Source organism: Streptomyces sp. NPDC007945, assembly GCF_042958885.1.
GTDB lineage: Bacteria > Actinomycetota > Actinomycetes > Streptomycetales > Streptomycetaceae > Streptomyces.
The window spans coordinates 1-11327 of the sequence record NZ_JBIBJV010000014.1; the positions used below are offsets into that span (position 1 = coordinate 1).

The 11327-nt window shown below is 72.3% G+C and carries 12 protein-coding genes; 9 read left to right on the forward strand and 3 right to left on the reverse strand.

Annotated features, from left to right (window positions below):
• Window positions 1-120 precede the first annotated feature (120 nt).
• The 8 genes from ACFZCF_RS30050 (at window position 121) to ACFZCF_RS30085 (ending at window position 6918) form a co-directional block, all read left to right on the forward strand.
• Window positions 121-768, forward strand: coding sequence for an HAD-IA family hydrolase (locus ACFZCF_RS30050; RefSeq protein ID WP_391290172.1), 648 nt, complete (start codon window positions 121-123; stop codon window positions 766-768).
• Window positions 769-811: 43 nt separating this feature from the next.
• Window positions 812-2008 carry an MFS transporter gene (locus ACFZCF_RS30055; RefSeq protein WP_391290174.1) on the forward strand — a complete coding sequence of 399 codons (1197 nt, stop codon included), beginning with the start codon at window positions 812-814 and terminating at the stop codon, window positions 2006-2008.
• Window positions 1977-3152, forward strand: coding sequence for an acetoin utilization protein AcuC (locus tag ACFZCF_RS30060; protein WP_388449711.1), 1176 nt, complete (start codon window positions 1977-1979; stop codon window positions 3150-3152). Before ACFZCF_RS30055 ends, ACFZCF_RS30060 begins: the two co-directional genes overlap by 32 nt.
• Window positions 3153-3235: 83 nt before the next feature.
• A complete protein-coding gene (locus ACFZCF_RS30065; protein ID WP_391290176.1) occupies window positions 3236-4051 on the forward strand; it encodes a phosphatase in 816 nt (271 codons plus the stop codon).
• Window positions 4052-4178: 127 nt separating this feature from the next.
• Window positions 4179-4388, forward strand: coding sequence for a helix-turn-helix domain-containing protein (locus ACFZCF_RS30070; protein ID WP_030495139.1), 210 nt, complete (start codon window positions 4179-4181; stop codon window positions 4386-4388).
• Window positions 4389-4540: 152 nt separating this feature from the next.
• Window positions 4541-4639 carry a 30S ribosomal protein bS22 gene (locus tag ACFZCF_RS30075; protein WP_003948845.1) on the forward strand — a complete coding sequence of 33 codons (99 nt, stop codon included), beginning with the start codon at window positions 4541-4543 and terminating at the stop codon, window positions 4637-4639.
• 152 nt (window positions 4640-4791) lie between these two features.
• Window positions 4792-5856: an NAD-dependent epimerase/dehydratase family protein gene (locus tag ACFZCF_RS30080; protein ID WP_388449709.1), complete on the forward strand. Its 1065-nt coding sequence runs from the start codon at window positions 4792-4794 to the stop codon at window positions 5854-5856.
• Between the two features lie 15 nt (window positions 5857-5871).
• Entirely contained in the window at window positions 5872-6918 is a 1047-nt protein-coding gene (locus tag ACFZCF_RS30085) for a 1-acyl-sn-glycerol-3-phosphate acyltransferase (protein ID WP_391290179.1), read from the forward strand.
• Between the two features lie 78 nt (window positions 6919-6996).
• On the opposite strand, the gene ACFZCF_RS30090 is transcribed toward ACFZCF_RS30085, so the two are convergent.
• The 3 genes from ACFZCF_RS30090 to ACFZCF_RS30100 all read right to left on the reverse strand — a co-directional run bounded on the left by ACFZCF_RS30090 (window position 6997) and on the right by ACFZCF_RS30100 (window position 10818).
• Window positions 6997-8253, reverse strand: coding sequence for a DUF5667 domain-containing protein (locus tag ACFZCF_RS30090; RefSeq protein ID WP_391290181.1), 1257 nt, complete (start codon window positions 8251-8253; stop codon window positions 6997-6999).
• A 348-nt stretch (window positions 8254-8601) separates the two neighbouring features.
• A complete protein-coding gene (locus ACFZCF_RS30095) occupies window positions 8602-9393 on the reverse strand; it encodes an ECF subfamily RNA polymerase sigma factor, BldN family (RefSeq protein ID WP_388449706.1) in 792 nt (263 codons plus the stop codon).
• Window positions 9394-9849: 456 nt separating this feature from the next.
• Window positions 9850-10818, reverse strand: coding sequence for an HAD-IB family hydrolase (locus ACFZCF_RS30100; RefSeq protein WP_391290184.1), 969 nt, complete (start codon window positions 10816-10818; stop codon window positions 9850-9852).
• Window positions 10819-10911: 93 nt separating this feature from the next.
• Between ACFZCF_RS30100 and ACFZCF_RS30105 the strand changes: the two genes are divergently transcribed.
• A complete protein-coding gene (locus tag ACFZCF_RS30105) occupies window positions 10912-11202 on the forward strand; it encodes a glutaredoxin family protein (RefSeq protein ID WP_391290186.1) in 291 nt (96 codons plus the stop codon).
• Window positions 11203-11327: the final 125 nt, after the last annotated feature.

Consider the following 11327-nt stretch of genomic DNA (forward strand, 5'->3'; position numbering starts at 1 on the left):
GGTACTGCAGGGGGGACCCTGTGGGAGAGTAGGACGCCGCCGAACAATCATTGTGGGAAAGCCCCGCACCTTATGGTGCGGGGCTTTTCCGCGTTTCAGGGCCGGCCCTAGGCTGGCCCCATGCGCTACGACCTGGTCATCTTCGACAACGACGGCGTGCTCGTCGACAGCGAGCCGCTGTCCAACGGGCTGCTCGCCGGCTACCTCACCGAGCTCGGGCACCCCACCACGTACGAGGACTCCCTCCGCGACTACATGGGGGCAGCCCTGCACCGGGTCCACGACCTCGTCCTCGAACGGAGCGGGCAGCGGCTGCCCGAGGACTTCGACGCCACCTTCCACGCGCGGGTCTTCGCCGCCTTCCGTGCGGAACTGGAGCCGGTCGAAGGGGCGGTGGAGGTGCTCAAGCGGCTCGTGGCCGAGCAGGTCCCGTACTGTGTGGCCTCCTCCGGCAGCCACGAGCGGATCCGGGTCGGACACCGGAAGACCGGACTCGACGCCTGGTTCCCGGACGAACTCGTCCACAGCGCCGAGGACGTGGGGCGCGGCAAGCCCGCACCGGACCTCTTCCTCCACGCCGCCGCGCGGATGGGGGTGGCCCCCGAGCGGTGCGTCGTCGTCGAGGACAGCCGGCTCGGGGTCCAGGCGGCCGTCGCCGCCGGCATGGACGTGTACGGGTTCACGGCCATGACGCCCCAGGACCGGCTGACGGGAGCCCGCGGGTTCTTCTCGCGGATGGACGAACTGCCCGCCCTTTTGGGACTGTGATCCGTCTACCCATCGGTAGGAGGCGGCCCTACGCTGTGCCGCCATGACCGATCTACGGCTGCGCCGGGGCCGAGGCTCCCTGGCCCTCGGCTTCTTCGTCCAGGGCGTCGCCTTCGCGCTGCTCGTGACCCGGATACCCGGGATCCAGGACCGGTACGGGATCTCCGACGGCCTCCTGCCCCTCTTCCTCGCCGCCGTACCGATCCTCGCCGGGGCCGCGAGCGTCGCGACCGAGAAGGTCGTGGCCCGGGTGGCGCCCTCGCGGGTGCTGCGGTGGTCCCAGCCCGTCGTCCTCCTCGCACTGCTCGGGGTGGGGGCGGGCGACGCGCTGTGGATGGCGGCCGTGGCGCTCGGGGTGTTCGGGCTCGCGGTCGGCGCGCTCGACGCCTCCATGAACATGCTGGGGGTGAGCCTCCAGCGGGCGTACGGCCGGAGCATCATGCTCGGCTTCCACGCCGCGTACAGCCTCGGCGGGATCGCCGGCGCCTCCCTCGCCTGGGCCGGGGCGCACTGGCACCTGACGCTGCTCTGGTCGTACCTCCCGGCCGTCGTGGTGCTCGCGCCGGCCGCGTACCTCGGCAGCCGGTGGTACGTCGACGGGAAGGCCGCCCCCGACGGCGGCGGCGGATCGCGGGGCGGGGCGCTGTCGTTCAAGCTGCTGCTGCCGCTGTGCCTGGTGATGACGTTCGCGTACATCGGGGACTCGACGGTCTCCAACTGGTCGGCGAAGTACCTCCAGGACGTGCTCGGCGGTTCCGAGGAGGCGGCGACCGTCCCGTACAACGCGTACATGGTGACGACGCTGCTCGGGCGGGCCGTGGGCGACCTGGGGGTGCGGTACTTCGGGGCGGCGGCGGTCGTGCGCGGCGGGGCGGTGCTCGCGGCCTGCGGGTTCGCGCTGGTGGCGGTGGCGCCCTCGGCGTGGGTGGGGATCGCGGCCTTCACCGTCCTCGGGCTCGGGCTGAGCGTGATCGTGCCGCAGACCTTCGCGGCGGCCGGGCGGCTCTTCCCGGAGAACAGCGACGCCGCCGTCGCACGGCTCAACGTGTTCAACTACGTCGGCTTCCTCGTCGGCTCGCCGCTCGTCGGGGCGCTCGGGGACGCCTGGAGCTACCGGGGAGCCATGGTGGTGCCGATGGTGCTCGTCTTGGTGACGGTGGTGTATGCCACGTCGTTCGGCGCCCGAGGGGCCCGATACGGTGGCGGGCATGAGCGGCCGCGCACTGTTGATGTGGGATGAAGCTGTCACGGGGTACGACTTCGGGCCCCAGCACCCGATGGACCCGGTACGGCTCGCACTGACCATGGGTCTGGTCCGCGCCTTCGGGCTGGACCGGGCGGTGGACGTGGTGGCGGCCAAGCCGGCCGGGGACTCGACGCTGCGGCTCGTGCACCGCGAGGACTACCTGGCGGCCGTGAAGGCCGCCTCCGCCGATCCCCGCCGCGCCGACCAGGCGTACGGGCTCGGGACGGTCGACGATCCGGCGTTCGAGGGGATGCACGAGGCGTCCGCGCTGATCGCCGGGCAGTCGGTGGCCGCGGCGGAGGCCGTGTGGCGGGGCGAGGCCGGGCACGCCGTGAACTTCGCCGGCGGACTGCACCACGCGATGCCCGGCGGGGCGGCCGGGTTCTGCGTCTACAACGACGCCTCGCTGGCCATCGCCCGGCTCCTGGAACTCGGCGCGGAGCGCGTGGCGTACGTGGACGTCGACGTGCACCACGGGGACGGGGTGCAGGCGGCCTTCTGGCAGGACCCGCGGGTCCTGACGATCTCGCTGCACGAGCATCCGCGGACGCTGTTCCCGCAGACCGGCTGGCCCGAGGAGACCGGCGCCGCCGGGGCCGGCGAGGGCAGCGCGGTGAACGTGGCACTGCCCGCCGGCACCGGGGACGCGGGATGGCTGCGGGCGTTCCACGCGGTGGTGCCCGAGCTCCTCGCCGACTTCCGGCCGCAGGTCCTGGTGACCCAGCACGGGGCGGACACCCACTTCGACGACCCGCTGGCCCACCTGGCCGTGTCGCTGGACGCGCAGCGGGCCGTGCAGGAGGCCTGTCACGAGCTCGCGCACGCCCACGCCGACGGCCGGTGGGTGGCGCTCGGCGGCGGCGGGTACGCCGTGGTCGACGTCGTGCCCCGGTCGTGGACGCACCTGGTCGGGATCGCGGCGCACGCGCCCGTGGCGCCCGAGACGGTGGTGCCGTCCTCGTGGCGGGACGAGGTGTACGCCCGGACCCGGCAGCTGGGTCCCGGGCGGATGACCGACGGGCGGTGGCCGGTGGACTTCCGTGACTGGACGGCCGGTTACGACCCCGCGGACCGCCTCGACCAGGCGGTGCTCGCGACCCGGAAGGCGGCCTTCCCGCTGCGCGGGCTGCTCGCCTGATCCATGGCGTCCTGTTACGCCAACGGTGCGGAGTGCAACGGATACTGACGCCTCGCCAGCGGTGATCGGGCAGCATCGGACGGGTGTTGAGTACCGGGGCGCTACGGGCGCATCTGTTGGCGGCGGGGTTGGCGGGGACGGTGGCGACCTCCCGGGAGGAGAGCCTCCGGAGCTATCGGCTGTTCGCCGCGCGGGACCCTCGGGTGACGCTGGGCCTCGTGCCGGCCGGCGGCTGGGGCGAGGCGGAGCTGCTGCGGCTGATGGCGGAGAAGTGCGGGGTGTCCGGGGACCCGGCCTACCGCTCGGGTCCCGACGCGATCGATCCGGAGCGGACGCTGCGGGGCCTGGACGCCTTCGCCGGGCGGCTGGCGGTGGCGGCCGCGCGGCGGGCGCCGGTGCTGTTCGGGACGGGCCATCCGCACCGGCTGCTCGGTTTCTACGTCGCGCTCGCAGACGCCCTGTCGGCGGCGGGATGTGACGTACTCACCCCGGCGCAGGGGAGATGTGTCGACATAACGACCCGGTTCGGTCTACGTACGTACGTCCTCGACTACGTACGCGGCGTCGCGTACGTACGCGAGGCGGGGCCGCCGGAGGGTGGGCGCGAGCCGGGGGCGCACTCCCACTCGGCGCTGCCGGTGAGGGCCGCCCTGGAGGACGCGGCGGAGACCGGCGGGCCGCTTCCGGAGCTGGTCGTGGGCGACCACGGTTGGGTCTGCGGTGCTGGTCAGCTGGGTATCGAGGCGATCGGGCTGGCCGACACCGACGATCCGGCGCTGTTCGTGGGGGAGGCCGAGGGGCAGGTGGCCGTGGCCGTCCCGCTGGATGACGGGGTGCCCTCGGCGTACTACCGTCCCCTCACGCGCTATGTACTCAATCGAGCGTGTCTGTCACGGTAAACGGGCGATAGGGGCTCCTCTTCCCCACTCGCACCACCCGCCCCTAGGCTGATGCGTGAGCGTTCGACGACGAAGAGTCACCGGAGGGGAAGCCGGTGCGCGTCGCGGCGGAAGGTACAGGTGGGTCATGGCTGCTGGCGATCGGCCTCTCAACGAGGTCAAGTTCCTGACCGTGGCGGAAGTCGCCGCGGTGATGCGCGTATCGAAGATGACCGTGTACCGCTTGGTGCACAGCGGTCATCTGCCGGCGATCCGGGTGGGCCGGTCCTTCCGGGTCCCGGAGCAGGCGGTTCACGCGTACCTGAGGGAGTCGTACGTGGGGGTGGGGACCGCGTAGGGGGCGCGCGGCCGACCTGCGGCCGAACGGCCGGTGAGCCGCGTCCGGCCCTCGGATTACTCGTGTGGTGCCAAGGGCGGTAGGCTGACCCCTCGTAGGTCGTGTGGGCCCAGACGCCCCGCACCAGTGAGAAGAAGTGAGCGAGGGTAGTCGTGGGCTCTGTTATCAAGAAGCGGCGCAAGCGGATGGCCAAGAAGAAGCACCGCAAGCTGCTCAAGCGCACGCGCGTTCAGCGTCGCAACAAGAAGTAAGCGGCGCCGCGCGAGCGGTTTCCCGTACGTGGGAAGACGTGGCCCCTCACCGTTCTCGGTGGGGGGCCACGTCGTCATTGCGCCGAAATGCTCAGGCGCTACGGTGGCGCGTACGGGAAGACGGACGGAAGTTCGGACGGAAGGCGCTGATCTTGGGCAAGGTCGTGCTCGTCACCGGTGCCGCCCGGCATCTGGGGGGCCGTTTCGTGCGGCGGATCCAGCGGGACCCGGAGGTGGAGCGGGTGGTGGCCGTGGACGTGGCCGAGCCGGAGCATCCGCTGGGGGCCGCCGACTTCGTCCGGGCGGACATCCGCAGGCCGGCCATCGCCAAGGTGCTCGCGGAGCACGAGGTGGACACGGTGGTGCACCTCGACGTGACGGGGACGGCGCTGGGCGCCGGCGGCCGGACGTCGGTCAAGGAGACCAACGTGATCGGCACCATGCAGCTGCTCGGGGCGTGCCAGCAGTCGCCGCGGGTGGGCCGGCTCGTGGTGAAGTCCAGTACGACCGTGTACGGCTCCGCGCCCCGCGACCCGGCGGTCTTCACCGAGACGACGCCCGCGAAGTCGCTGCCGAGCGGGGGCTTCGCGAAGGACGCGGTCGAGGTCGAGGGGTACGTCCGCGGCTTCGCCCGGCGGCGGCCGGACGTGGCGGTGTGCGTGCTGCGGTTCGCGAACATCCTCGGGCCGCGGGTGCGGTCGCCGCTGACCGAGTACCTGTCGCTGCCGGTGCTGCCGACGGTCCTCGGATACGACCCGCGGCTGCAGTTCGTCCACGAGGACGACGTGATCGACGTGCTGCGGCTGGTGGCGCACGAGCCGCGCCGGGCGTCGCTCAACAGCGGGACCTTCAACGTGGCGGGCGACGGGGTGCTGCTGCTGTCGCAGTGCGCGCGGCGGCTCGGCCGGCCGACGGTGCCGGTGCTGCTGCCGGCGGTGACCTGGGTGGGTTCGGCGCTGCGCACGGTGGGGCTGACGGACTTCGCGCCCGAGCAGATCCGGCTCCTCACGCACGGGCGGGTCGTGTCGACCGTCCAGCTGCGGGAGGTGCTGGGCTTCCGGCCGCGGTTCTCGACGGCGGAGGCGTTCGCGGACTTCGCGGCGGGCCAGGGACCGGGGCTGCTGCCGCCGGAACGGCTCGCGGGGGCGGTGGACCGCCTGGCGGACCGGATCGCCCCGGGGGCGGTTCCTTCTCGTGACTCTTACGACGGTGCCTGAGGAGCGGCGACAGCGATGGCGGACGCCAAGGTGATTCCTTTCGACGACGACCGTTCGCGGGCCCGGCGGCGCCCGGGCCGGCCCGAGGAGCCGTCCGGGGCCGGGAACGGCGGTCCGGCGGCCGTACGGGCGCTGCCGGGGGCGCGGGAGCCGGACGAGGCGCCCACCGCGCCCACCGCCCCCGAGCCCGCGGCAGCACCGGAGACGGCAGGGGCCGGGCGGGCGGGGTGGGAGCGGAAGCTCGCGGGCGGGCTCGCGTTCCTGCGGCGGCGGGTCACGGGGGAGTACGAGGTCGACGAGTTCGGGTACGACGCCGAGCTGACCGACCAGGTCCTGATGTCGCTGCTGCGCCCGCTGTACGAGAAGTACTTCCGGGTGGAGGTGAAGGGCGTCGAGAACATCCCGGAGAAGGGCGGGGCGCTGGTCGTCGCGAACCATTCCGGGACGCTGCCGCTGGACGGGCTGATGATGCAGGTGGCGGTGCACGACCACCATCCGGCGGGCCGGCATCTGCGGCTGCTCGCGGCGGACCTGGTCTTCGTGCTGCCGGTCGTCAACGAGCTGGCCCGGAAGGCGGGGCACACGCTCGCGTGCGCGGAGGACGCGGAGCGGCTGCTGAAGGCCGGGGAGGTCGTCGGCGTGATGCCGGAGGGCTTCAAGGGGATCGGGAAGCCGTTCTCGGAGCGGTACAAGCTCCAGCGGTTCGGCCGGGGCGGCTTCGTCTCGACGGCGCTGCGGGCGGGGGTGCCGATCGTGCCCTGCTCGATCGTGGGCGCCGAGGAGATCTACCCGATGATCGGGAACGCGAAGACGCTGGCGCGGTTGCTCGGTCTGCCGTACGTGCCGGTGACGCCGACCTTTCCGTGGCTGGGGCCGCTGGGGATGCTGCCGCTGCCGACGAAGTGGACGATCCAGTTCGGGGAGCCGATCCCGACGGACGGCTATCCGCCGGAGGCGGCGGAGGATCCGATGCTGATGTTCAACCTGACCGACCAGGTCCGTGAGCAGATCCAGCACACGCTGTACAAGCTGCTGGTGCAGCGGCGGTCGGTGTTCTTCTGAGTGGTTGGCGCGGACGAGTGGTTCGCGCGGAGGTGAAGAAGGGGCGCCCCCCGTCCGTGGGGGCGCCCCTTCTTCTTGTCAGCGAGCGTCCTCGCTGTCGATGCCGAGGCCTGGAAGGAGGCCCGGCAGGAGTGGCGGGATGGTGACGTCGGGCGGTGTGGGGGTCGCCTGCTGTTCCTCGGGGGCGGGGGTGCCCGTCGGGGACGGCAGGAGGCCGCCGGTGTTGCCGCCGAGGAGTCCGTCGTCCTCGGGGGCGGTGGTGCCCGTCTCGGCGCCCGGGCTCGGGGTGGTGCCGGTGCCGGTGGTGCCGGTGGTTCCCGCGCCCTGGGTGGTGCCGGTGGGGCGGGGGGCGGTGGTGGAGTGGCCGCCCCGGGCCGGGGTGCCCTGGGTGGTCGTGGGCTGCCCGGTGTCCGTGCCCGGTCGGTCCTGCCGGGCGGTGGGGCTGCTGCTGGAGCCGGGGTCGGTCGCGCCCTTGTCGAGGGGGCGGGGCAGCATCGACTGGAGCGGCTCGACTTCCTGGTCTATGGCGTCGAAGACGCTGCTGACCTCTTCGCCGACGTCCGTGAGCTGGACGGGGAGCCGGTCGCGCAGGCCGTTCCAGGTGTCGCGGTGGGCCTGGGCGAAGGAGTTCAGCCGGGCCATGGGGGCGAGCTCGCCGTCCCGTTCGTAGGCCTGGCGGAGCAGCCGGTGGCCTTCCTCGGCGTCGTGTTTCATGCCGCCGAGGGCGCGCCGGATCTCGCTGAGGGACTCGTGGTCGAGGTCGCCGGAGCGGGTGCGCTCCATGAGGCGGCGGGCCTCGCTGAGCCGGGTGGACGCCTGGTCGAGGTAGATGCCCCCGCGGTCGGCGTCGTCGTCGGCCATCCCCAGCTTGAGGTCTTCCATGCCGCGCTTGAGTCCGTAGAGCGAGTCACCGGGGAGGGCGTCGGAGCTGGCGGCGGCGACGCCGCCGAAGGCTCCGGCCGCCACGCCGACCGTGAGGCCGCCGGCGGCGAGCCCCTTGGTCCAGCGGGTGCGTGGACGGAGCTTGCGCAGGGGGGATGCCCGGTGGGCGCCCCTGGTGCTCCGCTGCTCCGGGACGGTAGGGCCCGCGGCGGCCGTCCCCTGGGCGAACATCGCCTCCATGGCGGCGACGAGCTGGGCTCGCTGCACCACCTTGACCTCGGGGTCGAGTTCCGGTTTCGGCAGATCGCCGAGTCCGCTCGCCAAGGCCAACAGCCGTCCCTGGTCGCCCGTGTCGCCCGGGGCGTCGGACCGGTCGGCCGCCTCGCCCTCGGGCGCCCGGTCCTCCAGGGCCTGGGCGAAGGCGTTCGCCCGCCGGTGCACGTTCGCGATCACTGGCGGCACCTCCTCTCGTCATGACGGTCGACTCCCCAAGGGGTCCGGAAGGTTGCCCTCCTTGAGCGGATACACACGAACGAGTGAGTACCCGCGGGCAGGGCGTGACCACAGGGAGCCTGCATTTCGCACAACGAGCGGCGCGGCACTTGGGTTACGCGCGAAAGATGATCGGACCAGTGCGTCATCGATGCGTCACCAACTGTGATGTGGGACGGGCAGTGGTGGCGTGGGGGGAGGGAGGTGGGGGACAAGTGGCTTCTGGGGGACACCTGGACATGGGGACATGGGGGGACACGGAGAGGGGTGGCGGCGGTCGGCGGCCCGGGGGACGGTGGGCCGGTCGGGTCAGCGGGCGTCTTCGGGCAGCAGCCGGGCCAGGGTGCGGACGGCCCGGTACTGGAGGGTCTTGATGGCGCCCTCGTTCTTCCCCATGACCCGCGCGGTCTCGGCGACCGAGAGGCCCTGGAGGAAGCGCAGGGTGACGCACTCCTGCTGCTGGGGGTTGAGGCGGCGGACGGCGTCGAGGAGTGCGGCGTTGGAGAGGGACTCCAGGACGGAGTCCTCCGGGCTGCGCTCGACCTCGTTGGCGTCGAGCATCTCGCCGGTGGTGACCTCCAGCCGGAAGCGGCTGGACTTGAAGTGGTCGGCCACGAGGTTGCGGGCGATGGTGACGAGCCAGGCGCCGAAGTCGCGGCCCTGCCAGGTGAAGGTGGAGATCCGGCGCAGGGCGCGCAGGAACGTCTCGCTGGTGAGGTCCTCCGCGGTCGCCTTCCCGCCGACGCGGTAGTAGATGTAGCGGTAGACGGTGTCGCTGTACTGGTCGTACAGCCGGCCGAAGGCCTCGGCCTCGCCCGCCTGGGCGCGCTCGACCAGATCCATCATCCGGGCGCTGTCGCTGTCGGCGGTGGGGCGTCGGGCGGCGGTCGAGTTTCCGGTACCGCCGCGCGCGCCCCTTCTGCCGACGGCGGCACCGCCGTCGGCCAGGGCATAGCAAGGGCCGGCCGGTGCCGGTGCGGCGAAGGCGAAGGCGGGCGCAGGACCGACGTACGCGGTGGGGACGAAGCCACGCAAGTGGTCGAGGACCGTTGCGCGCAGCGTAGCCAGGCCCGAGGCGTCAACCCCGACGTGTGGGTACACGGGACTCCCAGAGGCAGAGCTTCCATCACGTGCAGTGCGGAGCCGTTCACTCGTCGTGGCGACGGGAGGGTTCCGCTGTGCGTCTGAGGAGAATAACGCTTCGTACAGGCAGCGCTACACCCAGTTGCTCAAATCATCGATTACGTCGGTTCCGTTACCGCTTGTAAGCAGATCAAGTCGCACTTCGTGATCGGCTATTGATCGAGTGACTTACGAGTGTGATTGCGTCGGCGTTGCGTTGTGCTCATGTGCGGTAGGGGAGAGTGAGCGCCGCCGCTCGTGGGTAAGGGCGTGGGAATGCCCGGGAGCCGGGGTGTGCGGGCGCTGTTCGACCACGGACGGGTGAGTCCCGCTGGTCCGTGGTTGTCGCAGGTGATCGCAGCCGAAACGCATGGGCACGGGCGTGGCGCTCCGTGAGCGGCGGGTGGCCGGCCGCGGGCGGGTCCGGGCGCGCGGTCAGCGGCGGCGGCGGTGCAGGGCGACCGCGGCGGCGGTGCCGCCGGCGACGGCGCCGAGGCCCGCGGCGGCCGGGATGCCGATCTTGGCGGCCTTGCGGCCGGTCCGGTAGTCCCGCAGCCGCCATTCCAGGTTCCGGGCGTGCCGGCGCAACTTGGTGTCGGGGTTGATCGCGTACGGGTGGCCGACGAGCGAGAGCATCGGGATGTCGTTGTGCGAGTCGCTGTACGCGGCGCAGCGGGCGAGGTCCAGGCCCTCGGCGGCGGCCAGGGCGCGTACCGCCTCGGCCTTGGCCGGGCCGTGCAGGAGCTCGCCGACCAGTCGGCCGGTGTAGACGCCGTCGACGGACTCGGCGACGGTGCCCAGGGCGCCGGTGAGGCCCAGGCGGCGGGCGATGATGGTGGCCGTCTCGACCGGGGCGGCCGTCACCAGCCAGACCTTCTGGCCCGCGTCGAGGTGGGCCTGGGCCAGGGCGCGGGTGCCCGGCCAGATCCGGTCGGCCATGTACTCGTCGTAGATCTCCTCGCCGATCGACATCAGTTCGGAGACGCGGTGGCCCTTGACGATGGAGAGCGCGCTGTCGCGGGCCTCCTGCATGTGGGCCGGGTCCTCGACGCCGGCCAGCCGGAACCAGATCTGCGCCCAGGCGAAGCGGGCGAGTTCGCGGCGCTGGAAGAACTTCCGCTTGTACAGGCCGCGGCCGAAGTGGTAGATCGCGGCGCCCTGCATGACGGTGTTGTCGAGGTCGAAGAAGGCGGCGGCCCGGACGTCGCCCGCGACGGGGAACTCGGGCTCGGGGGGCGCGGTTTCGGTGGCCGCGGCCGGTCCGAGGGCGGCGGCCTCCTCCTCGCGCTCGCGCTCCAGCTGGAGCGAGGTCTTGCGGGCCGCCTCGGCGGCGGCCTCGCCTGCGAGGACGCTGCGCGCGGTGGCGGAGCGCCTACGGGGGGTGAGCCATCCCAGAGCGGCCATGTCTGGAGCATAGCCAGTCTGTTCGGTCCTTCCCGACTCGTGGCGGTGCCGTCGCGTGAACAGTGCGGGTCCCGGCCGTGACCGGGCGGGACAATGGGCGGCATGTTCGGACGTGCGAAGAAGAAGGACGCGGCCAAGGATCCGGCCGCGCGGACCGTGACGCTGATCGGGAAGCCGGGGTGCCATCTCTGCGACGACGCCCGGGCGGTGATCGAGGCCGTCTGCGCCGAGACCGGGGCGCGCTGGGAGGAGCGGGACATCCTCCAGGACGAGGCGCTGTACAAGGAGTACTGGGAGCAGATTCCCGTCGTCCTGATCGACGGCGAGCAGCACACCTTCTGGCGGGTGGACGCCGAGCGGCTCCGGCGCGAACTGGGCGCCTGACCGAAAGCCGGTTACCATCATGGACGTTTTGTTGCCATTCGGGGGTCACGTCGTGAGGAGAGTGTGCGGCTTTGCCCCCTTCGGGTTCTCGACGCGTCGCGCGCCGTGACGGTTCCGTACCGTCG